Annotated in this window: 19 protein-coding genes and 1 pseudogene; 7 read left to right on the top strand and 13 right to left on the bottom strand. The window is 72.6% G+C overall.

Going from position 1 to position 25553, the window contains the following annotated elements:
- The first annotated feature begins 96 nt into the window (after nucleotides 1-96).
- Nucleotides 97-2256: a RecQ family ATP-dependent DNA helicase gene (locus tag ACIP98_RS10505; RefSeq protein ID WP_401974940.1), complete on the top strand. Its 2160-nt coding sequence runs from the start codon at nucleotides 97-99 to the stop codon at nucleotides 2254-2256.
- 202 nt (nucleotides 2257-2458) lie between these two features.
- On the top strand, nucleotides 2459-3052 hold the full coding sequence (locus tag ACIP98_RS10500; RefSeq protein WP_319659154.1) for a hypothetical protein: 594 nt from the start codon (nucleotides 2459-2461) through the stop codon (nucleotides 3050-3052).
- Here the strand turns inward: ACIP98_RS10500 and ACIP98_RS10495 are convergent, their stop codons facing one another.
- The 3 genes from ACIP98_RS10495 to ACIP98_RS10485 all read right to left on the bottom strand — a co-directional run bounded on the left by ACIP98_RS10495 (nucleotide 3053) and on the right by ACIP98_RS10485 (nucleotide 5176).
- Nucleotides 3053-3709 carry a hypothetical protein gene (locus ACIP98_RS10495; RefSeq protein WP_319659155.1) on the bottom strand — a complete coding sequence of 219 codons (657 nt, stop codon included), beginning with the start codon at nucleotides 3707-3709 and terminating at the stop codon, nucleotides 3053-3055.
- A 59-nt stretch (nucleotides 3710-3768) separates the two neighbouring features.
- A complete protein-coding gene (locus tag ACIP98_RS10490) occupies nucleotides 3769-4464 on the bottom strand; it encodes a ribonuclease HII (RefSeq protein WP_401974938.1) in 696 nt (231 codons plus the stop codon).
- A 94-nt stretch (nucleotides 4465-4558) separates the two neighbouring features.
- Entirely contained in the window at nucleotides 4559-5176 is a 618-nt protein-coding gene (locus ACIP98_RS10485) for a TetR/AcrR family transcriptional regulator (RefSeq protein ID WP_401974936.1), read from the bottom strand.
- 112 nt (nucleotides 5177-5288) lie between these two features.
- Between ACIP98_RS10485 and ACIP98_RS10480 the strand changes: the two genes are divergently transcribed.
- Nucleotides 5289-6836, top strand: coding sequence for an MFS transporter (locus tag ACIP98_RS10480; RefSeq protein ID WP_401974934.1), 1548 nt, complete (start codon nucleotides 5289-5291; stop codon nucleotides 6834-6836).
- Between the two features lie 56 nt (nucleotides 6837-6892).
- Here ACIP98_RS10480 and ACIP98_RS10475 read toward each other — a convergent pair whose 3' ends face one another.
- The 3 genes from ACIP98_RS10475 to ACIP98_RS10465 form a co-directional block, all read right to left on the bottom strand.
- The gene (locus ACIP98_RS10475) at nucleotides 6893-8542 is read right to left on the bottom strand and encodes a DUF4173 domain-containing protein (protein WP_401974932.1); all 1650 of its coding nucleotides are present in this window, start codon (nucleotides 8540-8542) and stop codon (nucleotides 6893-6895) included.
- Between the two features lie 191 nt (nucleotides 8543-8733).
- Nucleotides 8734-9636, bottom strand: coding sequence for an ADP-ribosylglycohydrolase family protein (locus ACIP98_RS10470; protein ID WP_319659160.1), 903 nt, complete (start codon nucleotides 9634-9636; stop codon nucleotides 8734-8736).
- A gap of 56 nt (nucleotides 9637-9692) precedes the next feature.
- Complete coding sequence (locus tag ACIP98_RS10465; RefSeq protein WP_401974929.1) at nucleotides 9693-10361, bottom strand: histidine phosphatase family protein; 669 nt, start codon at nucleotides 10359-10361, stop codon at nucleotides 9693-9695.
- Between the two features lie 232 nt (nucleotides 10362-10593).
- On the opposite strand from ACIP98_RS10465, the gene ACIP98_RS10460 reads away from it, so the two are divergent.
- On the top strand, nucleotides 10594-11379 hold the full coding sequence (locus ACIP98_RS10460; protein WP_319659163.1) for a VOC family protein: 786 nt from the start codon (nucleotides 10594-10596) through the stop codon (nucleotides 11377-11379).
- A gap of 61 nt (nucleotides 11380-11440) precedes the next feature.
- Here ACIP98_RS10460 and ACIP98_RS10455 read toward each other — a convergent pair whose 3' ends face one another.
- Nucleotides 11441-12049, bottom strand: a complete 609-nt coding sequence (locus tag ACIP98_RS10455; protein ID WP_319659164.1) for a YdbC family protein — start codon at nucleotides 12047-12049, stop codon at nucleotides 11441-11443.
- A gap of 84 nt (nucleotides 12050-12133) precedes the next feature.
- Here ACIP98_RS10455 and ACIP98_RS10450 point away from each other — a divergent pair, with 84 nt between their 5' ends.
- Nucleotides 12134-12538: a VOC family protein gene (locus tag ACIP98_RS10450; RefSeq protein WP_319659165.1), complete on the top strand. Its 405-nt coding sequence runs from the start codon at nucleotides 12134-12136 to the stop codon at nucleotides 12536-12538.
- A gap of 135 nt (nucleotides 12539-12673) precedes the next feature.
- Nucleotides 12674-14143 carry an MFS transporter gene (locus ACIP98_RS10445; protein ID WP_401974925.1) on the top strand — a complete coding sequence of 490 codons (1470 nt, stop codon included), beginning with the start codon at nucleotides 12674-12676 and terminating at the stop codon, nucleotides 14141-14143.
- Nucleotides 14144-14258: 115 nt separating this feature from the next.
- Here the strand turns inward: ACIP98_RS10445 and ACIP98_RS10440 are convergent, their stop codons facing one another.
- Nucleotides 14259-17186 carry a vitamin B12-dependent ribonucleotide reductase gene (locus tag ACIP98_RS10440; RefSeq protein WP_401974923.1) on the bottom strand — a complete coding sequence of 976 codons (2928 nt, stop codon included), beginning with the start codon at nucleotides 17184-17186 and terminating at the stop codon, nucleotides 14259-14261.
- Between the two features lie 127 nt (nucleotides 17187-17313).
- Nucleotides 17314-17826, bottom strand: coding sequence for a transcriptional regulator NrdR (gene nrdR / locus ACIP98_RS10435; RefSeq protein WP_401974920.1), 513 nt, complete (start codon nucleotides 17824-17826; stop codon nucleotides 17314-17316).
- 603 nt (nucleotides 17827-18429) lie between these two features.
- On the opposite strand from nrdR, the gene lexA reads away from it, so the two are divergent.
- Entirely contained in the window at nucleotides 18430-19200 is a 771-nt protein-coding gene (gene lexA / locus ACIP98_RS10430; RefSeq protein ID WP_319659169.1) for a transcriptional repressor LexA, read from the top strand.
- A 75-nt stretch (nucleotides 19201-19275) separates the two neighbouring features.
- Here lexA and ACIP98_RS10425 read toward each other — a convergent pair whose 3' ends face one another.
- The 4 genes and pseudogenes from ACIP98_RS10425 to ACIP98_RS10410 form a co-directional block, all read right to left on the bottom strand.
- The gene (locus ACIP98_RS10425) at nucleotides 19276-21276 is read right to left on the bottom strand and encodes an ATP-dependent DNA helicase (RefSeq protein WP_319659170.1); all 2001 of its coding nucleotides are present in this window, start codon (nucleotides 21274-21276) and stop codon (nucleotides 19276-19278) included.
- An 82-nt stretch (nucleotides 21277-21358) separates the two neighbouring features.
- On the bottom strand, nucleotides 21359-22135 hold the full coding sequence (locus tag ACIP98_RS10420; protein ID WP_401974918.1) for a GNAT family N-acetyltransferase: 777 nt from the start codon (nucleotides 22133-22135) through the stop codon (nucleotides 21359-21361).
- Between the two features lie 37 nt (nucleotides 22136-22172).
- Nucleotides 22173-23954 (bottom strand): IucA/IucC family protein, encoded by a 1782-nt coding sequence (locus tag ACIP98_RS10415; RefSeq protein WP_401974916.1) that lies wholly within the window; start codon nucleotides 23952-23954, stop codon nucleotides 22173-22175.
- Nucleotides 23955-24021: 67 nt separating this feature from the next.
- A pseudogene (locus ACIP98_RS10410) lies at nucleotides 24022-25406 on the bottom strand (diaminobutyrate--2-oxoglutarate transaminase family protein).
- Nucleotides 25407-25553: the final 147 nt, after the last annotated feature.

Raw genomic sequence — 25553 nt, 5'->3', positions numbered from 1 at the left:
AACCGTCCATATCATCACAAGAATGCCGGACGAGTTATCCACAGGTGCGGCGGGGGCGGTTGGCACAGTGTCGGTGTCATCGGGTTGCATGGGGGCATGACCACCGCACTGCGCACCACCGCCGACACGATCCTCAGCCGGCTCGTCGGGGACCCGACGGGCACCGCCCGCCTGCGCGAGGACCAGTGGCGCGCGGTCGAGGCGCTGGTGGCCCAGGGCCGCCGGGCCCTGGTCGTCCAGCGCACGGGCTGGGGCAAGTCCGCCGTCTACTTCGTGGCCACGGCGCTGCTCCGGGAACGCGGCAGCGGTCCGACCGTGATCGTCTCCCCGCTGCTCGCCCTCATGCGCAACCAGATCGACGCCGCCGACCGCGCCGGCATCAGGGCCCGGACGATCAACTCGGCCAACCCCGAGGAGTGGGACACCGTCCAGGCAGAAGTCGCCGCCGGGGAGGTCGACGTCCTGCTGGTCAGCCCGGAACGGCTCAACAACCCCGACTTCCGCGATCAGGTACTGCCCAAACTCGCCGCCACCACCGGCCTGCTCGTGGTCGACGAGGCGCACTGCATCTCCGACTGGGGCCACGACTTCCGGCCCGACTACCGCCGGTTGCGCACCATGCTCGCCGACCTGCCGCCGGGCGTCCCCGTCCTCGCCACCACGGCCACGGCCAACGCCCGCGTGACGGCGGATGTCGCGGAACAACTGGGCACCGGCGACCACGAGGGCGCGCTGATCCTGCGCGGGCCGCTGGACCGCGAGAGCCTCTCGCTCGGCGTCCTGCCGCTGCCGGACGCCGCACACCGGCTCGCCTGGCTCGCCGACCACCTCGGCGAGCTGCCGGGCTCCGGCATCATCTACACGCTCACCGTGGCGGCCGCCGAGGAGGTCGCGGCCTTCCTGCGGCAGCGGGGACACGAAGTGGCCGCGTACACCGGCCGCACGGAGGACGCCGACCGGCGGGTCGCCGAGGCCGCGCTGCTGCGCAACGAGGTCAAGGCCCTGGTCGCGACCTCCGCCCTCGGCATGGGATTCGACAAGCCCGACCTGGGCTTCGTGCTCCACCTGGGCTCGCCCTCCTCCCCCATCGCCTACTACCAGCAGGTCGGCCGCGCCGGCCGAGGAGTCGATCACGCTGAGGTCCTGCTGCTCCCCGGTCCGGAGGACGAGGCGATCTGGCGCTACTTCGCCTCGCTCGCCTTCCCGCGCGAGGAGCAGGTCCGCCAGACCCTCGCGCTGCTGGCGGAGGCGGGAGCGCCGATGTCCGTGCCGGCCCTGGAGGCCAGCGTCGACCTGCGCCGCACCCGGCTGGAGACCATGCTCAAGGTCCTCGACGTGGACGGTGCCGTCCGCCGGGTGCGCGGCGGCTGGACGTCCACGGGGCAGCCCTGGGCGTACGACACCGAGCGTTACGCCTGGGTCGACCGGCAGCGCAAGGACGAGCAGCAGGCCATGCGCGAGTACGCCACGACCACCGCCTGCCGCATGGAGTACCTGCGGCGGCAACTCGACGACGAGGACGCCGCCCCCTGCGGCCGCTGCGACAACTGCGCGGCGCCGCGCTACTCCGCCGAGGTGTCCCGGGAGGCACTGGAGTCCGCGCGGGCGGCGCTCGGGCGCCCCGGCGTCGAGGTGGAACCGCGCCGGATGTGGCCCACGGGCCTCCCGGCGGTGGGCATCGACCTCAAGGGCCGGATCCCGGCCGGCGAACAGGCCGGGCCCGGCCGCGCCCTCGGACGGCTTTCCGACATCGGCTGGGGCAACCGGCTGCGGCCGCTGTTCGCCGTGAACGCTCCGGACGCGCCCGTCGCGGACGACGTGGTCAACGCCGTGGTCACGGTGCTGGCGGACTGGGCCCGAGGACCGGGCGGCTGGGCCAGTGGGGCACCCGACGCACCGCACCGCCCGGTCGGTGTGGTGACCGTCGCCTCCCACACCAGGCCGCGGCTGATCGCCTCGCTCGGGCAGCGCATCGCCGACGCCGGGCGCATGCCGCTGCTCGGGGAGCTGGTCCACACAGGTGACGTCGAGCCCTCGCGTGTGCCGCGCAGCAACAGCGCGCAGCGTCTGCGCGCGCTGCACGGGGCCTTCGCCGTTCCGCCCGCTCTCGCCGACGCGATCGCGGCAACGCCCGGACCGGTCCTGCTCGTCGACGATTTCACCGAAACGGGCTGGACCCTGGCCGTCGCCGCACGACTGCTGCGCAGGTCAGGAGTTGCAGCAGTGTTTCCGCTGGTCCTGGCCCTGCAAGGCTGATCCGCGGTCAGATGGTGGACAGCACCCGGGGATCTATGCGGCGGACGATCCGATAACAGACACAACGACTAATTGACCGTTGCCGCTCGCGTGTACGGCAGCGAGAATTGGGAGCGTTCCCCGTTCGGCTCCTCGAGCCCCCCGATCGGCATGCGCCCGCGCACCCGGTCTCGGACGCATACCCGAAGGGAGGATCGCGGCCATGGGCTTCGCTCCGGAAACCTCCTCCGGCACGTCCTCCCGCCCCGCCCGCCGTGCGCGCGCCCTGGAACCGGCGGAGTGGACAGCCTCCGGCTTCCCGCTGCTGATCAGCCCACGCGACGTGGTCAAGGACCTGCACGCGCGGCACCTTCCCGCGCCGGGCACGGCGGTGCTCGCGGTCCTGTCACCCGACGGACGGCTGACGGCCAGCGCCTCGTTCGCACAGCGCGAGGGCGTCGTCGACGGCTGGGAACGGCGCAACGCGATCCTGTCCCACCTGCGCCGGATCACCCCGGACGACCTGCGCCGGCGTACGCCCGTGCGCACCGCCGTCCTCCTGGTGTGCCGCGAGGGCGGCGCGGAGTGGACCGAGGCGGACGGGGCGTGGGCGTGGGGCCTGCGGGACGCGTGCTCGTTGCACGGCCTGCGCCCCGGCTCCTACATCACTTTGACCGAGGACGGCTGGCGCGTGTACGGCGAGGCCCGCGTGGGACGTAACCCCAACGCCTCGTCCTGGTCGCGCGAACAGCACGGCGCAGCGGCCCTGCGCCCCGGAGAGGAGGCACCGGCCCTGCGCCGCGCGGCAGCGCGCTGATCAGGCGTTCGCGCCGAGCAGCCCGTTGATCCGCTGGGGGTCGCCGCACACGATCAGCAGCGCACCGGCCCGTCGCACGGCCGAGGGCAGCAGCGCGGCCACGACCTCGTCCGAGCCACCGTTGACCGCGACGACCACGACCGGACGGCCCTGGGCACGCTCGGCGTCGTGGGCCGCGTAGAAGACGTCGTCGCCGGCGTCGTACTGCGCCCAGTAGGACGCCTCGCCGAAACTCAGCTCGTGGGCGGCCCAGGGGTGCTGCTCACCGGTGGTGAGCACCAGGACCTCGCCGGGCGCCCGACCGCTGTCGAGCAGCAGGTCGACCGCCTCGTCGGCCGCGTCGAGCGCACCCTCCACCGGAGCGGGGATGAGCTGGATCTGCGTCGCCGCCGCACCGGCGGAGCCGGCCTGTGCGACCTCGGCTTCCCGGGGCGGCCGCGGCTGTGACGGAACGGCCGGACCGCGAGCCGGGCCGGGACGGCCGGGCCGGGCGTTGACCGTGGTGCCTCCGCGCGGTGGCGCGGGGCGCGGGGACCCGGGACGGGGGCCGGGGGCCGGTACAGGACGGGGGGTCGACGCGGACCGGCCGGCGGCCGGGGCTACGCGAGAACCCGGGACACTCTCGTGAATCTGAGGCTCCTCGGGGATGAGAGGCATGTGCAGATGTCTATCAAATGCACCGGAACAGCGCAGCGGCGGGTAGGTCACAACTCGGCTCAGAAATCGAAGCCGAGCTGCTCGCCTGTCTCCCCCGCCACCACGGTCTCCCGGACTTTCTTCAGGTGTTGCCAACGCGGCAGCGTATCGAGGTATGCCCAGGACAGCCGGTGGTGGGGGGTGGGCCCCAGTTCCGCCAGCGCAGCCCGGTGCACCGGCGAAGGGTACCCGGCGTTGTCCTCGAAACCGAACGGAGCATAGTCCACGCCCAGTTCGGCCATCATGGCGTCCCGCCGCACCTTGGCGATCACCGAGGCCGCGGAGACGGCGATGCAGGACTGGTCACCCTTGATGACCGTCCGTACCCGCCACGGGCCGCCGAGGTAGTCGTGCTTGCCGTCGAGGATGACCGCGTCGGGCCGTACGGGCAGGGCCTCCAGGGCACGCGTCGCCGCGAGCCGCTGGGCGGCCGTCATCCCGAGGTCGTCGATCTCCTCGGGCGACGCGTGGCCGAGCGCGTAGCAATGGACCCAACCGACCAGCAAGGCGGCGAGTTCGCCCCGGCGCTTGACGGTGAGCAGTTTGGAATCGGTGAGCCCTTCCGGCGCCCGCCGCAGTCCGGTGACGGCCGCGCAGACGGTGACCGGTCCGGCCCAGGCCCCCCGGCCGACCTCGTCGACGCCCGCGACGATCTTGGCGCCGAGTGTCGCGCGCAAGGAGCGCTCGACGCGGTGGGTGGGAGGTTCACGGACCATGGCAACGCCCACCCTACGCTCCCGCGCCGGGCCGCCGGAGGCGGGGTCCCGCAGGACATCGCCTCCTCCGGGCACGTTCCTCGGGGCACGTCCCTCAGGGCCGCAGCAGGGGCAGCATCACCTGGTCGACGACCTCCACCAGGTCGCGTTCGGAGATCTCCCGTCCGCCCATCTTCGACCGGTACATCATCAGGGCGGGCACGACGTCGGCGACGATGTCCCCGGTGGCGTCCGGCCGCACCTCCCCGCGTTCGACCCCGCGCCGTACGACGTCCATGATGCGGTGCTTGGTGGGTTCGACCACCCCCTCGACGACCAGTCGCACGAAGCAGTGCGCCGTCTCGTGGTCGGACTCGTCGATCACCGCGCGCAGGGCCAGTCCGCTCTGCGAGTACATCGCCTCGCGCATCCTCAGCACCAGGAAGAGGAGGTCCTCGCGGAGGCCGCCGAGGTCCGGCACATCGGGGACGGCGGGGAGCGCGGCCTGCAGCGCGTCGGTGGCCAGCGCCTGCTTGGACGGCCAGCGCCGGTAGACGGCCGCCTTGCCGGTCTGGGCGGCGGACGCGACGCCCTCCATGGTCAGTCCCCGCCAGCCGACGGTGCCCAGTTGCTCCAAGGCGGCCTTGAGGATGGCGCGTTCCAGCACCGGCCCGCGGCGACGCGGCGCGACCTGCTTGGACGGCTCCGTTGCCGCCTCGTGCGACATGACCATGGCACCTTCTCGGCTCTTCGCTTCTAGTGAACGCTTGCGTTCACTAACAACACCACTCTAGTGTCGTCCATAGTGAACGCAGCCGTTCACTAGTCACCGTCTGGGGGATCTCGTGACGACTGAGCAACTCACCTCACCACACAAGCCCGGCGCCGCGCGACGCGACGGCAGGCCGGGGATCGCACTCGCCGTGATCGCGGCCTGCCAGCTCATGGTCGTGCTGGACGCCACGATTGTGAACATCGCGCTCCCGCACATCCAGACCGCGCTCTCCTTCTCCACGACCGACCTGTCCTGGGTGCTCAACGCCTACACCCTCACCTTCGGCGGCCTTCTGCTGCTCGGCGGGCGGGCCGGCGACATCCTCGGCCGCCGCAGGGTCTTCGTCTTCGGCATCCTGCTGTTCTCACTCGCCTCCCTTCTCGGGGGCTTCGCGCAGGAGCCGTGGCAGCTGCTCGCGGCGCGCTCCCTGCAGGGCGTCGGCGGCGCGATCGCCTCGCCGACCTCGCTCGCCCTCATCACCACCAACTTTCCCGAAGGACCCGAACGCAACCGCGCGTTCGGCGTCTTCGCCGCGGTCTCCGCGGGCGGCGGCGCGGTGGGCCTGCTGGCGGGCGGCATGCTCACGGACTGGCTCGACTGGCGCTGGGTGTTCTTCGTCAACGTGCCGATCGGCCTGCTGATCGCCTTCCTGGCGCCGCGCTACATCAGCGAGTCGAAGCGCCATCCCGGCCGCTTCGACATCGCCGGCGCGGTGACGTCGACCGCCGGTATGGCCTCCCTGGTCTACGGCTTCATCCGGGCCGCCGCCCAGGGCTGGCGGGACGGGCTCACGATCGGCGCGTTCTGCGCCGCGGTGGTACTGCTGAGCTCGTTCGTCCTCATCGAGCGTCGCGCGAAGGAACCCATCACTCCCCTGCGGATGTTCGCGGACCGCAACCGCTCCGGCACGTACGTGATGATGCTGAGCCTCGCCGCGGGGATGTTCGGGATGTTCTTCTTCATCGTCATCTTCGTGCAGACCGTGCTCGGCTACAGCGCCATCGCCGCCGGTTTCGCCTTCCTCCCGGTCACCGTGGCGATCGTGACGGGAGCGGGTCTCTCCACCCGCTTCCTGCCGGTGCTCGGGCCGAAGCCCTTCCTTGTCGCGGGCTCGACGCTCGCCGGCACCGGAATGGCCTGGCTGACCTTCATCGACCCCGGCAGCAGTTACGTGGGCGGGGTGCTGGGCCCCATGGTGCTCTTCGGCTTCGGCATGGGCCTCAACTTCGTGACACTGACACTGACCGCCGTCTCCGGGGTCGCGCAGCACGAGGCGGGCGCGGCCTCCGGGCTGCTCAACGCCATGCAGCAGGTGGGCGGTTCGCTGGGCCTGTCGATCCTGGTGACCGTCTTCGGCACCGCGAGCCGCGACAAGGCGGCCGAGATGCTGCCGCGGTTCCTCGCCCAGGCGACCCCGGCGCAGAAGGCGGAGCTGGCACGGACGCACGAGCTGCCGGCGCCCTGGTCGCACGAAGTCCTGGCGCACGGCATCTCCACCGCCCTGTACGCCGCCGTCGCGCTGGTCCTGCTGGCCCTGGCCACCGCGCTGTTCGTCATCCGGGTGCGCAGGAGCGACCTGGAGGCGCTGAGCGGCACGGCGGGCACGCCTGCCGCCTGACGGCACACCGCCGCCCGGCCCGAGGGGAGGCCGGGGCGGCGGAATGCCGCGCGATGTCAGCGCAATTCGATGCGGTACTGCGCGAGTCGTGCCCGCGAACAGGCGTCGTACGCGTCCGCCGGGCGCGCGGCCAGCACGGAACGGGCCCGGCTCTCACCGAGGCTCGTGGCGAACCACGGGTCGCCGCCGCCCCGCAGGTCGTGCGCCATCAGCTCCAGCGCGCACGAGCGCTGCGGCTCCGGCAGCCGGTCCAGCGCCGGGACGGCGTCGGCGGACAGGTCCTGCAGGTAGGCCAGGTCGATCCGGCCGGTGTTCTCGTACCGGGTGACCTGCTGGTCGGCGATCAGGGCGTCCGGGCCCGCGAGGCCGAAGGCCAGGAAGCCGACAGCCGCGCTCGCCACCACCGCTCGCGGCAGCCATCGGGCGCCGAACACCCCGGCCGCCATGATCAGGACGATCAGCAGCCCGAGCCACAGCTCGATGCCGGCCACCGAGATCCGCATCCGCGTCAGTCCGTAGGCGCCCACGTACAGCTCCATGCGGCGCAGTGCGGACGCGACCACGACCAGCGTCAGCACGCAGATGGCGCCGAGGACCGAGCGCACGAGCAGCCGGTCGCGGTCCGTGCCCCGCGGCGCCCACCGCAGGGCGAGACCGATCACCCCGATGGTCAGGAGGGTCACGATCAGCAGCTGCCAGAAGCCCTGGCGGGCGTACTGCGCGTACGTCAGGCCGGTCTCGGCGAGCACCTTCTGATAGCCGCCGAAGAGCACGGTGAGCTGCACGGCGTTGAAGACGGCGAACAGCACGGCGAGGACGACCAGCGGCAGCGCCCACTCGGCCCGGCCACGGGCGCGGCCCGGCTTGACCTTGACGCGGTCGAAGCGGCGCGGCGCGGCGGCGGTGTACGCGGCGGCCAGCGCGCCCAGCACACCGAGGGCGAACAGCAGGACGCGCACGGGGAAGTCGCCGAGCGTCATGTCGGGGACGAAGTCGCCCAGCAGGTCGGCGAAGGCGGCGTCCGCCCCGGCGAAGAGCGCACCGAAGACCAGCAGCAGGACGACGGCGACCACGACGGCCTTGGCCATCGGAAGCCAGCGCCGCCGATTGCGCGCGGTGCGCTCGCGCAGGCCGCGCAGCGCCCAGCCCAGGCCGGGCACCACGGACGCCCACACACCGAGGCCCCCCAGCAGCACTCCCGGCCAGCGGCGGCCACCGTGCAGGGCGAGCGAACCCACGACGAAGAAGCCGAGGACCGCGAGAAAGGCGGGCCAGCCGGCGTCGCGCAGCGCGGGGACGAGCAGCAGGCCGAGGGCGGTGGCCGCCCACACCAGCGTCCATGGACGCGGGCGGCGGCCGCGCACGACCGCCGCGACCCCGGCGGCGAGCGCGGCGGGCAGCGCGGTCAGCAGGAGGTTGACGCCGATGCCGTCGCGCAGCAGCACGGCGGCCAGAAGGCCGGTGAGCAGCGCGATCCAGAGCACCGCCGGGTGGACGGCGGACGGCGCCTTGACGCGGCTGTCGATGATCCACTGCGGAGGGGGCGGCGGGGGCGGCGGTGCCCACGGCTGCGGCTGCACCGAGGCGTGGCTCGGACGGGCCGGATGGGCCGGCGGATGGAGCGGTGGCCGGGCGAAGTGCGGCGGGTTGTGCGGTGTGCCGTGCGGCGGCCGCTGCGGCACGGCGCCCTTCGGTACGTCGGACATGAGGACCCCTCCCCACCGGTCGCCTGCCGATGACGCGGCGCGGGACCGGAGCTTGTCAGCGCGCCCCGGGAAGATCGCCGGGGCAGCGTGGCCGACAGGCTATGCGCCGGGGTCCGGGGCGTATACGCGCCGTGGGGCTGGCGGCCCGGTCTGTGACAGGGCCGTGACGAAGGACCGGTTTCCGCCGGGGCTCAGGCGGCGGGCAGCCACTCCGGCAGCGGTTCACAGCGTTCCAGCCACGCCTTCGGCGGCTCGCCGTCCGGCCGGGCGGCGACGATGCCGCCGACGATGGCGCACGTCGTGTCGACGTCACCGCCCGCCCGGGCGGTGGTCCAGAACGCGCGCTCGTAGTCGCCGAGGCCCCGTACCGCGGCCCACAGGGCGAAGGGCACGGTGTCGTGCGCGCTGGTGCGCCGGCCGCAGCCGAGCACGGCCGCGACGGTGGCGACGTCGTCGTAGTCGAGCATGTCCACGGCACGGCGCAGCCCCGCGTGGACGGCGCTGCGCGGCAGGAGCCCGACGACGGACGTGAGCAGCGCCGCCGGATCGGCCGGGGTACCGGGCCCGGCGACCAGGGCGGCGGCGGCCGCCACGGCCATGGCTCCGGCGACCGCCTCGCGGTGCTGGTGGGTGGTGTACGCGGAGAGTTCCGCCTGCTCGGCGGCCTTCTCGGGTTCGCCCGCGAACCACGCGCCGAGCGGTGCGACGCGCATCGCCGCGCCGTTGCCCCAGGAGCCCTGGCCGTTGAACATCTCGGCGGCCAGCGTGCGCCAGTCACCGTTCTCCTGCCGGATCAGCCGCAGCATGCGGTTCACGGCGGGGCCGTAGCCGCGGTCGAAGTCGTGGTGGGCGGCGAAGGACGCGGCCAGCGCGTCCTGGTCCACGAAGCCGTGCGCGCCGAGGACGGCGACGACGGAGCAGGCCATCTCGGTGTCGTCGGTCCACTGCCACACCCCCGCCGGCGGTGTGCCGCTCTTCAGCGCCGGGTAGTGCGCGGGCACGAAGAACTGGGAGCCCAGGGCGTCGCCGAGGGCGAGTCCGCGCAGGCTGGCGAGCGCGCGGGAGCGAGGGAGGTCGGCAGGATCAGCGGTCATGGCGCCCAGAACTCTGACATCCCGTGCCATCGGGGTCAATCGTCCTGTGCGCAATCTCACCCGTGATATCTCGCCAGGTCGGAGTAGGTGGTGGTGCGCCAGCGGGCGAAGGGCCGGTCGAGGCGGTAGCGGCCGTCCCGCTCGGCGATCAGCACCCGGAATTCGCCGTTGTCCGGGTTCGACAGGCACTCGAACTCGTCGACCGTCCAGTGGAACCAGCGCATGCAGAACAGCCGCATGGTCAGCCCGTGCGTCACCAGGAGCACGTTCGGCGGGAACTCCGGCTTGTCGAAGGCCCGGTAGAGCGTCTCCAGGAAGGACCCGACACGGTCGTACACGTCCGCCCCCGACTCGCCCTGGGCGAAGCGGTAGAAGAAGTGGCCGTATGCGTCCCGGGCCTTGCGCTGCCGCTGCACGTCCTCGGCGTCCTGGTAGTTGCCCCAGTCCTGCTCGCGCAGCCGGGGCTCCTCCTTGGCCCGGGTGCGGTGCGGCTCGAGCCCCAGCAGGTGGAAGGTCTGGTGCGTACGGCGGTACGGGGAGACGAACGCCTGGACCCGCTGGTCGCCGAAGAGCTCCCGCAGTTCCGCACCCGCGGCGCGCGCCTGTTCCTCGCCCTTGGTGGTGAGGTTGAGCGCGTGGTCGGGGATCCGCTCGTAGATCGTGTCGTCGGCGTTTCCCTGGGACTCCCCATGACGGATGAGCACAATGCGACGCGGTCGAGCCATGGGCTCACTGTAATTCGTACGTCCCGGCACGGGCGCGGCCGTCCACCCACCGGGCACCCGGCGGGGGCGGCCCCCCATGGCGTGGCACCGGGTCACCGAAGGCATGCGAGACACGACGTCTCGCAGGTGGCGGCCCCGGCCCGGTCGGCGGCCGCCCCCGATTGTCAGTGGTGGGCAGCAGACTGAGCATTGAAGAGGGAGCCCCTTGCGGCACCCCCGGTTGGAGGCCGCAATGAAGACCACCGCGTTCGTTCCGGGCACACCGTGCTGGACCGATCTGAGCAGTCCCGACATCGAGGCCTCACGCGCCTTCTACGGCGGCCTGTTCGGCTGGGAGTCCCAGCCGGGCCCCCCGGAGGCGGGGGGCTACACGTTCTTCACCCTGCGTGACCAGCCCGTGGCCGCCGTCGGCCCGGTGATGGCCGAGGGCGACCGGCCGCGCTGGATCACCTACATGGCCACCGCGGACGCCGAGGACACCGCCAAGGCGGTGCAGGCCGCGGGCGGGGCCGTCTCCGTGCCGCCGATGGCCGTCTTCGACCAGGGCGGCTTCGCGCAGTTCACCGACCCTCACGGTGCGGAGTTCGCGGTCTGGCAGCCGGGGAACTTCAAGGGCGCGGGTCTGTTGAACGAGCCGGGGGCGTTCAGCTGGATCGAGCTCAACACCCGCGATGTGGACGGCGCCCGCGCGTTCTACCGGGACGTCTTCGGATGGACGGGCGAGACGCATCCCTTCGCCGGTGACAGCTCGTACACCGAGCTGGAAGTGGAGGGCGGCGGCGGCCCGTTCGGCGGCATTCTGCTCATGAACGACGCCTGGCCCGCGGAGATACCCCAGCACTGGATGCACTACGTCGCCGTCGCCGACACCGACGCGGCCGCCGCGAGGGCGGCCGAGCTCGGCGGCAGCGTCTCGGTACCGCCCTTCGACCTGCCGCACGTGGGACGTATCGCGGTCCTGGACGATCCGCACGGCGCCTACTTCTCCGTGATCACCCGGCCCGCCAAGGAGGACTGACTCCGGCGCGGCGCACGGCGCGACAGCCGGCCCGCACCGGGGCGCACACGCCGGCCAGGTCTCAGACCGACCAGGACTGCTCCAGGTCGACGACGTCCCCCGCGACCGCCAGCACGTCCGCCTCGAGGTCGGCGCGCTGCGAGAGCCGGGCGACCGAGCCGTCCCGGTACTTGCCGCGCTCGGCGGCCGAGTCCCACATCGACAGCACCAGGAAATCGGACTCGGGGCCCTGCGCGAACACGCCCCGCAGCATGCCCGGCGAGCCGGCCATCGCCGGGTTCCAGACCTTCTGCTGCATGAGGACGAAGTGATCGGCCCGGTCCGGCCGCACCTTGAGGTGGGCCAGCCTGAGCAGGTCGCTGTCCGCGAAGCGGGGGCGGAAGCCGACCTTGACGTCCAGCCGGTGCTCGAAGAGCTTCACCCCGAGGCTCTCGTACGTCTCCGCCTGGGGCGCTGCGAAGCGGTCATGGGGACCGGACATGAAGGCGTCGTAGTACTCGCGGTCCTCCCAGAAGGCGAACAGGTGCGCGACACCCGGCTGGCTGCGGCTCCAGCCCCCGCCCTGCCCCCGGAAACCCGGTTCGCCGGGGAGTCCGTTGGCCCATTTCCGCTGCCCGCGCTCGAATGCCGCCCGATCGAGAACGCCGCAGCGAATCCACTTCACCAGCACCGCGCCATCCTATGGCCCACCAGCGGCCATTCCGCCCCACAGGGGAATCAACTCCCCCACAGGAAAAGCCAATACGATCACGACATGGATGCCCTGTACCCCCGCCTGCTCGTCGAGGACTTCGACGCCGCCGTCCGTTTCTGGACCGCCGCCCTGCGCGACCTGCTCGCGACGGAGCCGGTCAAGGTACTGCCGGAAGCCGGATATGCCAACTGGGACCTCGGCGGACAGGCCGCGCTCACCCTCTTCTCCCGTACCGCGCTCGCCCGGACGATCGGCACCGAGACGCTGCCCGCCCACGCCCCCGCCCAGGACGCGGCGATGCTCGTGCTGCGGGTCGAGGACGTCGATGTCGCCGCCGGCAAGCTCGCTGCCCACGGCGCCGACGTCCTCGCCGAGCCGCAGGACCGGCCCGCCTGGGGACCGAACCTGCGAACCGCCCATCTGCGCACGCCCGACGGCTGCCTGGTGGAGCTCCAGTCGTACTGAGCCCGACGGGCCGTGGCGGGAGGGAGCCGAGAGCCGCCATCAAGAACCGAAAGAGATAGTCCCCAACAAAACCATCTGCTAGCGTCACACCTAGGTCCCGGATCCCCGTGTCCCCGGCTACCAGGAGACGACGCCATGTCCACGCGCACGCAGACCACACCGGAGCCGGCAGGCTTACGTTCCGCCTCCAGCGGCGGCCGCTCCCGCACGCTCGCCCTCGCCGTCCTCTGCGCCGGCATGCTGATGATCATCCTCGACGGCAGCATCGTCACCGTGGCCCTCCCGGCCATCCAGCGCGACCTGCGCTTCTCCCCCGCCGACCTCACCTGGACCGTCAACGCGTACATGATCGCCTTTGGCGGTCTGCTCCTGCTGTGCGGCCGGCTCGGCGACCTGTTCGGCCGCAAGCGGATGTTCGTGGCCGGACTCGCCGTCTTCACCGGCGCCTCGCTGCTGTGCGGCCTGGCCACCAGCCAGGCGGTACTGATCGGCGCCCGCTTCCTCCAGGGCGTCGGCGGCGCCATGACCTCGGCCGTCAGCCTCGGCCTGATCGTGACGCTGTTCCCCGAACCCCGTGAACGCGGCCGGGCCATCGGCGCGTTCAGCTTCGTCGGCGCCGCCGGGGCGTCGATCGGCCAGGTGCTCGGCGGCGTGCTCACCCAGGCCGTCAGCTGGCACTGGATCTTCTTCATCAACCTGCCCATCGGCCTGGCCGCCGGGGTCCTCGCCGTGCGCGTGCTCGCACCCGATCCGCCGCGGCCCGCCGCCCGCAACGCCGACGCCCTCGGCGCACTCCTGGTCACCGCCGGGCTGATGACCGGCGTCCTCACCATCGTCCGGACGGGCCGGCACGGCTGGGGCTCCGGTGCCACCCTCGCCCTCGGCGCCCTGGCCGTCGCGCTCCTCGCCGGCTTCGTGGCGCGTCAGGCGGCGGCGCGCTCACCGCTGCTGCCGCTGCGCATGTTCCGCTCGCGCGACGTCTCGGGGGCCAACGCCGTCCAGGTCCTCATGGTCTCCGCGCTCTTCGGGTTCCAGATCCTGATGGCGCTCTACCTGCAGAACGTGCTGGGCTACGGAGCCGCGGCCACCGGGCTCGCCATGCTGCCCGCGGCCCTGGCCATCGGGACCGTCTCACTCGCCTTCTCCGCCCGCCTCAACGCGCGTTTCGGCGAACGCCGCGTCCTGCTGGCCGGTCTCGCCCTGCTCGTGGCCGCCCTCGCCCTGCTGACCCGGCTGCCGGTGCACGCGGACTACGCCGTGCACCTGCTGCCGACGATGCTGCTCGCGGGCGGCTTCGGACTCGCCGTCTCCGCGCTCACCGTGCTCGGCATGTCCGGCGCGGGAGCGGAGGACGCGGGCGTCGCGTCCGGGCTGTTCAACACCACCCAGCAAGTGGGCGGCGCGCTCGGCGTCGCCGTCCTGTCCACCCTCGCCGGCTCGCGCACGCACACCCTGCTCGCCGACGGCCACGGCACCGCGTCCGCCCTCACCGCCGGCTTCCGCCTCGCCTTCGGTACGGGCGCGGTGCTGCTCGCGGTGGCCTTCGTCCTCGCGGCCACGGTGCTGCGCCGTCCCCGGAAGGGTGCCGCTCCCCCGCCCGCGTGAGAACCACACGAGAAGGGGAGGGGCGCCGGCCTCGGGCCGGCGCCCCTCCCCTCGAAGGTCACGCTTCCGGTTCATCCACGCCGGGCGTCACACCCGGAGTGCCCCACCGCAGTGGTCAGCTGCACCCGCTGGTCGAGCCGCAGCCCTCGCAGAGGTAGCAGCTGCCCGCACGGCGCATCTTCGTGCCGCAGGAGAAGCAGAGCGGGGCGTCGGCGTTGAGGCCGAGCTGGATCTCCAGGAGTTCGGTGGAGTTGTGCGCGGTCTTCGGCGCCGGGGCCGCGGCGGCCTCGGTGACGACTGCCTCGGGGGCCGCGGCCGGCTTGGCCGGCGCCGCCTCCGCCTGGCGCGGGGCGGACTGGGCCAGACCCTCGACGTCGACCTCCTCGGCGGCCGGCTCGTAGGAGCCGGTGTCGAGGTGGCGCTTGCGCTCCCCGGCGGAGTGGATGCCGAGCGCGGAACGCGTCTCGAAGGGCAGGAAGTCCAGCGCCAGGCGGCGGAAGATGTAGTCGACGATCGACTGGGCCATCCGCACGTCCGGGTCGTCGGTCAGACCGGCCGGCTCGAAGCGCATGTTGGTGAACTTCGAGACGTAGGTCTCCAGCGGCACGCCGTACTGCAGGCCGACGGAGACGGCGATGGAGAAGGCGTCCATCATGCCCGCGAGGGTGGAACCCTGCTTGGACATCTTGAGGAAGACCTCGCCGAGACCGTCGTCCGGGTAGGAGTTGGCGGTCATGTAGCCCTCGGCCCCGCCCACCGTGAAGGAGGTGGTGATGCCGGGACGGCCCTTGGGGAGCCGGCGGCGGACCGGGCGGTACTCGACGACCTTCTCAACGGCGGCCGCGGCCGGGGCCTGGGCCTCCTCGGTCTTCTTGTCGTCGTTCTTCTTCTTGGCCGAGAGCGGCTGGCCGACCTTGCAGTTGTCGCGGTAGATCGCGAGCGCCTTGAGGCCGAGCTTCCAGCCCTCGTAGTAGATCTCCTCGATCTCCTCGACGGTCGCCGACTCCGGCATGTTGACCGTCTTGGAGATCGCGCCGGACAGGAACGGCTGGGTCGCGGCCATCATCCGGACGTGGCCCATCGGCGCGATGGAGCGCTCGCCCATGGCGCAGTCGAAGACCTCGTAGTGCTCGGGCTTCAGGCCGGGCGCGTCGATGACGCTGCCGTGCTCGGCGATGTGGGCGACGACCGCCTCGATCTGCTCCTGCTGGTAGCCGAGGCGGTGCAGGGCCTGCGGGACCGTGTTGTTCACGATCTGCATGGAACCGCCGCCGACCAGCTTCTTGAACTTGACCAGCGCGAGGTCCGGCTCGATCCCGGTGGTGTCGCAGTCCATCATCAGGCCGATGGTGCCGGTCGGGGCCAGCAGGGAGGCCTGCGCGTTGCGGAATCCGTTCTTCTCACCGAGGCGCAGGACGTCCTGCCAGGCCTCGGTGGCCGCGGCCCAGACCGGGGTGTCCAGGTCGTCCATCCGCGGGGCGACGGCGTTGGCGTCGGAGTGCTGCTTCATGACGCGGTTGTGGGCGGTGGCGTTGCGGGCGTAGCCCTCGTACGGGCCGACGACCGCGGCCAGCTCGGCGGAGCGCTTGTAGGAGATACCGGTCATCAGCGAGGTGATGGCACCGGCGAGCGCGCGGCCGCCGTCGGAGTCGTAGGCGTGGCCGGTCGCCATCAGCAGGGCGCCGAGGTTGGCGTAGCCGACGCCCAGCTGGCGGAAGGCGCGGGTGGTCTCGCCGATCTTCTGGGTCGGGAAGTCCGCGAAGCAGATCGAGATGTCCATCGCGGTGATGACCAGCTCGACGACCTTGGCGAAGCGCACGGCGTCGAAGCGCTGGGTGCCCTGGCCGTCGTCGTCGAGGAACTTCAGCAGGTTGAGCGAGGCGAGGTTGCAGGACGAGTTGTCCAGGTGCATGTACTCGCTGCAGGGGTTGGAGGCGGTGATGCGGCCGGTCTCCGGCGTGGTGTGCCAGTGGTTGATGACGTCGTCGTACTGGATGCCGGGGTCGGCGCAGGCCCAGGCGGCCTCCGCCAGCTTGCGGAACAGCGCCTTGGCGTCGACCTCCTCGATGACCTCTCCGGTCATCCGGGCGCGCAGGCCGAACTTCTCGCCGTTCTCGTACGCCTTCATGAACTCTTCGTTCACGCGGACGGAGTTGTTGGCATTCTGGTACTGGACGGACGCGATGTCGTCGCCGCCCAGGTCCATGTCGAAGCCCGCGTCGCGCAGGGCGCGGATCTTCTCCTCCTCCTTCACCTTGGTCTCGATGAAGGCCTCGACGTCCGGGTGGTCCACGTCGAGGACGACCATCTTGGCGGCGCGACGGGTGGCACCACCGGACTTGATGGTGCCGGCGGAGGCGTCCGCGCCGCGCATGAAGGAGACCGGGCCGGAGGCGTTGCCGCCGGAGGAGAGCAGCTCCTTGGAGGAGCGGATGCGGGAGAGGTTCAGGCCGGCGCCGGAGCCGCCCTTGAAGATCATCCCCTCTTCCTTGTACCAGTCGAGGATCGACTCCATGGAGTCGTCGACGGAGAGGATGAAGCAGGCGGAGACCTGCTGCGGCTGGGCGGTGCCGACGTTGAACCAGACCGGGGAGTTGAAGCTGAACACCTGGTGGAGCAGTGCCCAGGTCAGCTCGTGGTCGAAGATCTCGGCGTCGGCGGGCGACGCGAAGTAGCCGTGGTCCTCACCGGCCTTGCGGTAGGTCTTCACGACGCGGTCGATGAGCTGCCGCAGGCTGCTCTCGCGCTGCGGCGTGCCAACCGCGCCGCGGAAGTACTTGCTGGTGACGATGTTGACCGCGTTCACCGACCAGGAGTCGGGGAACTCCACGCCGCGCTGCTCGAAGTTGATCGAGCCGTCGCGCCAGTTGGTCATGACGACGTCACGACGCTCCCAGACCACCTCGTCGTAGGGGTGCGTCCCCGGGGTGGTGTGGATGCGCTCGATGCGCAGACCCTTGCCGGGTGCCGCTCCCGCCGCGCCCGCCGTCTTGCCGGACTTGGCGCGGGAACCCCGTGCCGGGCCGCTCGTCGTCTCTGTCATGTGCCGCCTCCCAATACAGGCATTACATCTAAAACGCCTTGAAGCGCCGCGATCTTCCCGCGGCGATGCTGTTCCACGGCCGGAACACCCCTGCGGATGCCCGGCAAATCTGAGGTGTCCGCCGGCCCTAGTCGGCGGCGGCGACGGGCGAGGGGACAGCGCTGTCCCGGTCCCGTTCGCCGGTGTCGGTCGATGACCTCCGGTCGCGCAGCTCGGCGATCGCGGCCTCGAAGTCCTCGAGCGAGTCGAAGGCCTGGTAGACCGAGGCGAAGCGCAGATAGGCGACGAGGTCCAGGTCCTTCAGCGGGCCGAGTATGGCCAGGCCGACGTCGTGGGTCGACAGCTCGGCGCTGCCCGTGGCGCGCACCGCCTCCTCGACGCGCTGCCCGAGCTGGGCGAGTGCGTCCTCGGTGACGGGGCGGCCCTGGCAGGCCTTGCGGACTCCGGCGATGACCTTGTTGCGGCTGAAGGGTTCGGTGACCCCGCTGCGTTTGATGACCATCAGCGAGGCCGTTTCCACTGTGGTGAAGCGGCGGCCGCAGTCGGGACACTGCCGGCGACGGCGGATCGACGTGCCGTCGTCGGTGGTCCGGCTGTCGACGACGCGGCTGTCGGGGTGTCGGCAGAAGGGGCAGTGCATCGATTCCCTCTCCCTCCCTCACCCACGGTGAGCACACGACGATATGACGCGAGGAACCCCGGGGGGCCTCGCGAAGCAGCCACAAGCATAGGCGATCCGGGAGGGTCCGAAGACCCGGGGACCACTACTTGTGGGGCCTGCCCCCCATCCAACCACTAGATCTGGTGGCCTGGGGGTCATGTGCGCCAATCCGGCGGAGCGCGTGTCGCGCCCCGCCGACGGGACGGGAGCCTACGCGACACCACGCCTCACGGGAGCGGCGGGGCGCAGGTGACACACTGGGTGTACGGATCGTCACGGCTCGCGCATCATGGAACCCGGGGCGGCACCGGGCGGGCCGGGGAACCCGAGGAAGCGGCTGGGGAACGGCGGGGAAGCACCGGGGGGCGGGCGTGCGGGCGGCAGGCCACCCGAATGCCGTGCGCGCAACGGGGATTGGGCGGCGGATTCCCGGGAAGAATCGAATTTGTATTCGATCTATATCATCGACTCCTTGATCTTGTCAGTGGAACTGTGGAAATTCACTCGAACGTGTGTTTGGCGCAACCTTTCGAAAGCAACTACCGTTGTCCTACTAGGGAGAACATCTCGAGAGGGGCCGCCGTGACCACCACCGCCGACAGCGCCACACTGACCGCCCATGACCGCCCCCAGGACCGGCTACGCCCGATGGATGCGATGAACGACGAGACCACCAAGCCCGCACGTGCGCTTCCCGGACGACCTCCAGGAATCCGCGCGGACAGTTCCGGACTGACCGACCGGCAGCGCCGGGTCATCGAGGTCATCAGGGACTCGGTGCAGCGCCGTGGGTACCCGCCGTCCATGCGGGAGATCGGCCAGGCCGTGGGTCTGTCGAGCACCTCGTCGGTCGCCCATCAGCTGATGGCCCTGGAACGCAAGGGGTTCCTTCGCCGGGACCCGCACCGGCCCCGCGCCTACGAGGTGCGCGGCTCCGACGCCGCGCAGGCGCAGCCGACCGACACCGCGGGCAAGCCCTCGGCGTCGTACGTACCGCTGGTCGGCCGGATCGCCGCCGGTGGCCCGATCCTCGCCGAGGAGTCGGTCGAGGACGTCTTCCCGCTCCCCCGCCAGCTGGTGGGTGACGGCGAACTGTTCGTGCTCAAGGTCGTCGGCGACTCGATGATCGAGGCCGCCATCTGCGACGGGGACTGGGTGACGGTGCGCCGTCAGCCGGTCGCCGAGAACGGCGACATCGTCGCCGCGATGATCGAGGGCGAGGCCACGGTCAAGCGCTTCAAGCGCGAGGACGGCCATGTGTGGCTGCTCCCTCACAACTCCGCGTACCAGCCCATCCCGGGCGACGAGGCGACCATCCTCGGCAAGGTGGTGGCGGTGCTGCGCCGGGTCTGACCCACGACCCGCCCGTGACCGGGCCCCGGGACCTCTGCGCCGGTTCCGGGGCTCGTCTGTGTGCGGGCGTGCGGGCTAGGAGGCGCCGGCCTTCGCCGCGGCGTCGATGGCGGCGAGCGACCTGCGGACCTGATTGCGGTCCGTGGTCTGCCAGAAGTCCGGCATCGAGGCCTTGATGAAGCCGCCGTAGCGGGCCGTGGCGAGCCGCGGGTCGAGCACGGCGACCACGCCCCGGTCCCCGGCCGCGCGCACCAGGCGGCCGGCCCCCTGGGCCATCAGCAGCGCCGCATGCGTGGCGGCGACCGCCATGAAGCCATTTCCGCCCTTCTCCTCCACCGCCTTCTGACGCGCGCTCATCAGCGGGTCGTCCGGCCGGGGGAAGGGAATCCGGTCCATCACCACCAGTTGGCAGCTGTCCCCCGGCACATCCACGCCCTGCCACAGCGAGAGCGTGCCGAACAGGCAGGTGCCGGGGTCGGCGGAGAAGCGGCGGATCAGCTCGCCCAGCGTCTCCTCGCCCTGGAGCAGGATCGGGTGGTCGATCCGGCCGCGCAGCGCCTCGGCGGCGGCCTGGGCCGCCCGCATCGAGGAGAACAGTCCGAGCGTGCGGCCTCCGGCCGCCTCGATCAGCTCGGTCAGTTCGTCCAGCATGTCCTCGCGGCCGCCGTCCCGGCCGGGCTGCGACAGATGGCGCGCGACGTAGAGAATGCCCTGCTTGGGGTAGTCGAAGGGCGAACCGACGTCGAGGCCCTTCCAGACCGGGAGTTCGTCCTCGCCCTCGGCGGCCACGGTGCCCTCCGGCGGGAGGCCGAGCGAGGCCGCGACGCCGTTGAAGTCGCCACCCAGGCGCAGCGTGGCCGAGGTCAGCACGACGGAGCGCTCGGTGAACAACTTCTCGCGCAGCAGCCCGGACACGCTCAGCGGGGCGACCCGCAGCGAGGCGCCGAAACGGTCGTGGCGCTCGTACCAGACGACGTCCCACTCGGAGCCCTCCACGATGCGCTCGGCGACCTCGTGGACGTTCTCGGCCGAGGCGAGCGCCATCTTGCGGACGGCGTCCTCGTCCTGCACGGAACGGTCGCGGGTCTCACCGAGCGAGGTGATGACCAGCCGGCAGGCGTCGCGCAGCGCCATCAGGGCGTAGCGCAGATCCTCCGGCAGCTCCTCCAGCCGCCCGGGGAGGGCCAGTTCCATCAGCCGCTCGAAGCCCTCGGAGGCACTCATCAGCGCGTCCGCGGCCTTCTCGTTGACCAGCTTGGCGGCCAGCCGGACCGTGCGGTTGACCCGGCCGGGGGCGAGCTCGCCGGTGGCGACCCCGGTGACCCGGGAGACCAGTTCATGGGCCTCGTCGACGATCAGCACCTCGTGGGACGGCAGGACCGGCGCGCCCTCGAGCGCGTCGATCGCCAGCAGCGCGTGGTTGGTGACGACGACGTCGGCCAATTTGGCGCGCTCACGCGCGGCCTCGGCGAAGCACTCCGCGCCGTACGCGCAGCGGGAGGCGCCCAGGCACTCCCGGGACGTGACGGCCACCTGCTGCCAGGCCCGGTCGGAGACGCCGGGGGTGAGGTCGTCACGGTCGCCGGACTCGGTCTCGTCCGCCCAGTCCCGCAGCCGCAGCAGGTCCTGGCCCAGCTTGCTGGTGGGTGCCGCGGCCTCGAACTGGTCGAAGAGGCCGGCCTCGCCCGTGTCCTCCTCCCGCGGCACGCCCTCGTGGAGCCGGTGCAGGCACAGATAGTTCGACCGGCCCTTGAGCATCGCGAACTGCGGCTCCCGCCGCAGCAGCGGATGGAGGGCGGTGACGGTGCGCGGCAGGTCGCGCTCCACCAGCTGGCGCTGCAGCGCGAGGGTCGCGGTGGCGACGACCACGCGCTCCCCGTGCGCGAGGGCGGGCACCAGGTAGCCGAGGGACTTACCGGTGCCGGTGCCGGCCTGGACCAGCAGGTGGGAGCCGTCGTCGACGGCTTCGGCGACGGCTTCGGCCATGGTGACCTGGCCGGGTCGCTCCACGCCGCCGACCGCGGTGACGGCGGCGTGGAGGAGGTCGGTGAGGGCGGGCTTCGCGGGCTGTGTCATAGCAGGACCACCCTACGGGGCAGCACCGACAACGCAGGCGGCCGCGGCATTCCCCGGGGCCCGGCACCCCGCGCCGTCCGCCTCAGAGGACATGCCGCAGGGTGCGCTCGCGGATGAGCAGGGCGGCGCGTTTGCCGGGCATCTGCACCTCCGCCGAGAACCGGAACCCCGCGGCGAGGAAGGCCGACACCGAGGGGGTGTTGCGCAGGTCGGGCTCGGCGACCACCCGGGCGCAGTTCGGCCGGTGCTCCAGGACGTGATCGGCGACGGCGCGCAGCAGGATGCCGCCGAGGCCGCGGGCGCGGTCGGAGACGCGGCCGATGAGCAGGTGGAGCCCGGTGTCGTGGGGGCGGGCCGGGTAGTAGCGGGCAAGGGGGTCCAGGTCGGCCCGGTAGATCTCCCAGTAGCTCATGGGGACGCCGTCGAGTACGCCGATGCACGGCACGCTGCGCCCGTCGCCGTCGAGCTGCGCGCGCAGGTGGCGCTCGGCGACCGAGGGGGCGCCCGCGAGCTGCCAGAACGCGGCGACGGCCGGGTCGTTCATCCAGCGGCTGACCACCGGCAGGTCGCGCTCGGCCCGGACGGGGACGAGGTGGAAGGTGCCGGCCCGGGTGTCCACCGGGCCCCAGTCGGCGACCCCGTCGAGGAGGTCGTCGAGGGCGGCGGGGCGGCCGGCGCGGTCGTCGGCGGTGACGTCCTCCGCGAAGAGGGCGCGGAGCTCGGGGGGCAGTTCCAGGTCCAGGGTGTCGTCCGGGCCGGGGGTCCCCGCGGCACCGGCGTCCCCGGGGGTGCCCGGGTCCCGCGAGGTGGCGGCGCGGCCGGTGCGGCCGGTGTGGGTGTTGGAGTCGGCGGCCGTCATGGCGGCTGCTGCCTCCTCTCTTCGTGGCCTCCCGCGGTCAGCCGCGGAGGGGGTTGGGGACGGTGACGTACACGGACTGGGTGTCGACGGGGCCGACGAGTTCGTCCAGGCCGTGCAGCCGGGTGAGCAGGTTGGCCTTGCACCGCAGCTCCGGTGCCTCCAGCAGGTGTGCCGGCAGCGGGGAGCGGCCGCCGGCCGCGGCCTTGCCGAGGAAGCCGCGGAAGGCGGCCAGCAGCACGCGTTCGTCGGCGAGGCGCTGGGAGCCGAAGGCCCCGATGAGGCCGAGGACGTTGTTGATGCCGAGGTAGTAGGCGAGGCGCTCGTCGGCGACGGTGTCGGGGACGAAGGTGTCGCTCGCGGCGCCGACGCCGGGCAGGCGCGCCTCCAGGGCGGTGCGGGCGCTCTCGCGGAAGTAGTAGCCCTGGTTGTCGCGGTAGCGGCCGCCGGCCGGCCAGCCGTGGGCGTCCAGCACGACGAGGGTGTTCTGCTGGTGCGCCTCCAGGGCGATGCCTCCCTCGCCGTCCAGCCACAGCACCGGGCGCACAACCGCGTCGAGGTAGCGCAGGAACCACTCCGCCGACACCGCCGCGGCGGGCCGTCCGCTGCGCGCCGCCAGAGCCCCGACGAGTTCGGCCAGGCGCGAGGGCATGCCCGGTCCGCCGTCGGGCGCGGGCCGCGGCGCGGTGAGGCCGGCGAGGCAGGCCACGTCGTCGGCGGGCCCGAAGGGGTTGTGCCGTACGACGACGTCGAGGCCCCGGACGGGCGCGCCGCCGTCCGGGGCGTCGACGGCGAGCCAGGCCGGGTCGCGCACGATGTCGAAGCCCGGGTGGGCCAGGTGCCAGCGTTCGGCGAGGCCCGCTCGCAGCAGGCGGTGCACCTCGACGCCCCGGTGGAGTTCCTTGCGGAGGTTCTCGCGACGGGAGTTGGTGATGCGCACGGCGAGGGAGAGCTTGAGCATCGCGGACGCGCCGGGCCGCAGGACCGTCCGCACGGAGGACGTCGGGTACCAGGGATCGCCCGCCGTGCCGAGGTCGTGCAGCAGGCCGGCCTCCAGCAGCGCCCGCACGCCGGGCCGGTGCGCGAGGTCGCGGGCCTGCCAGGGGTGCAGCGGCAGCGGCACGGTGCCGGGCGGGAGCCGCCGGACGACGTCGGGGCCCGCCAGGCCGGCCATCAGCAGGGGGGCGGGCACGGTGCGCCCGCGCTCGGTCCACGCGGAGTCGCAGGCCAGGACCGCGCGGTCCACGGCGGCCCAGTGCAGGGCGAAGCTGCCGCGCTGTTCGGGCGCGTAGGCGGCGGACTCGGCCTCGCCGAGGCCTTCACGGCTCTTCGGCGTGGGGTGCAGGGGGTGGCCGAGGACGAGGGCCTGCTCGGCGTCGAGGAACGGGATGGTGCCGGTCGGTGCGGCCGGGCGTGCCCGGCGCTCGGCGACGATCGCCGCCGTCCGCCGGACGGAGTCCGCGACCCGCGTCACCAGGTCGGCGCCGTCGGGTCCGGGGGCGGTCGCCTCCCGGGCGAGCAGTGCGGCGAGGGTCACGGCGCCGACCGCCTGGCCCGCGGCGGCCAGGCGCGGGGGGCCGAAGAGGTGGTGGCCGGTGGGCGACCAGTGGCGGACCGGCACGCGCAGTTCGGTGCCGGTCGCGGGCAGCGGAACGCACAGGGTGCCGCCCTGCGGGGCGGGCAGGCCGGTCTCCCGTACCCAGCACCGCAGCAGGGCTTCGGTGCCGGCCGCGTCGGCGACGGCGTACGGGTCGCCGGCCTCCTCGTGCCGGACCTGCGGGGGGACCGTGGCCGGGGTCCCGACGGCGAAGCGTGCGGTCATGCGAGGGCTCCTGAGGGATCGGCGTGGCGGCGCGCGCGGCCGGCGGCGTCCGCGGTCACGAAGGGCTTCACGTCCGGCTCGCGGCGGCCGCCGTCAGCGCGTCGGCCAGGCGGTCGAGGACGGCCTCGGCCTGCTCGTCGGTCATGGTGAGCGGGGGCAGCAGACGCACGACGCTCGCGTCGCGCCCGCCGAGTTCGACGATCAGGCCGCGGTCGAGGGCGGCGCTGCGGACGGCGGCGGCCAGCCGGGGTGCGGTCGGCGGGACTCCGTGGACGGTGGCGGTGCCCTCGGGGTCGACGAGTTCGACGCCCAGCATGAGACCGCGCCCGCGGACGTCCCCGACGCAGGGGTGGGCCGCGGCCAGGTCGCGCAGCCGGGCGAGCATCCGCGCCCCCAGGTCGGCGGCGCGGGCCGCGAGGCCCTCGCGGAGCACATGGGTGAGGGTGGCGGTGCCCGCGGCCATGGCAGCTGGTTGCCGCGGAAGGTGCCGGCGTGGGCGCCGGGCCGCCAGACGTCGAGGTCCTCGTGGTAGACGACGACGGCCAGTGGCAGGCTGCCGCCGATGGCCTTGGCCAGCACCATCACGTCCGGCACCACACCGCTGTGCTCGACGGCCCAGAAGGCACCGGTCCTGCCGACGCCGGTCTGCACCTCGTCGGCGATGAGCGGGATGCCGCGGGCCCGGGTGACGGCGCGCATGCGGCGCAGCCAGGTGTCGGGGGCGGGGATGACTCCGCCCTCGCCCTGGACCGGTTCGAGGAGCATCCCGGCGGGTGGCCGGATGCCGCCCTTGGGGTCGTCGAGCAGACTCTCCGTCAGCCGGGCCGACAGTTCGGCGCCGTGGTCGCCGCCGACACCGAACGGGCAGCGGTAGGCGTACGGGTACGGGAGCCGGGTGACACCGGCGTCGGCGGCGCCGCCCGCCGCGGCCCGTACGGCGGTGTCGCCGGTGACGGCCAGGGCGCCGGCCGTCATGCCGTGGTACCCGCCGGAAAAGGCGAGCAGGCCGTCGCGTCCGGTGGCGGTGCGTACGAGCTTGAGTGCGGCCTCGACGGCGTCCGTGCCGGCCGGCCCGCAGAACTGCACCCGCGCGTGCTCGGCGAGTTCGCGGGGCAGCGTCTCGAACAGCGCGGTGGTGAAGGCGTCCTTGACGGGCGTGGCCAGGTCCAGCACGTGCAGCGGGGCCCCGGAGTCCAGGACGGCCCGGATGGCCTCCACGACGACCGGGTGGTTGTGGCCGAGCGCGAGGGTGCCCGCGCCGGAGAGGCAGTCGAGGTAACGGCGGCCGTCGGCGGCCTCGATGGTCATCCCGTGGGCGCGCACGGGCACGACGGGCAGCGAACGGGCGTAGGTACGGGCCGCCGACTCGCGCAGCGACTGCCGTCGCAGGATGTCCTCGGCGTCGCCGAAGTCCTCCTCGTGCACCGCCAGTCGGTCCGGTGCGCTCGGCATGGCGGCCACGTGCTCACTCCTCGGTGTCGGGTGCTGCGTCCCCGCAGCTACCAACGACGGCACACGCGCACGGCAACTGTCTGTGCCGGAGATCTCGCGCCGGAACCGTCCGGGCGGCCCGTGCCGTCCCTTTTCCCGGGGCATACG

The organism is Streptomyces sp. NPDC088354 (assembly GCF_044753585.1).
GTDB lineage: Bacteria > Actinomycetota > Actinomycetes > Streptomycetales > Streptomycetaceae > Actinacidiphila.
This window is presented reverse-complemented; position numbering and strand designations above follow the sequence as displayed.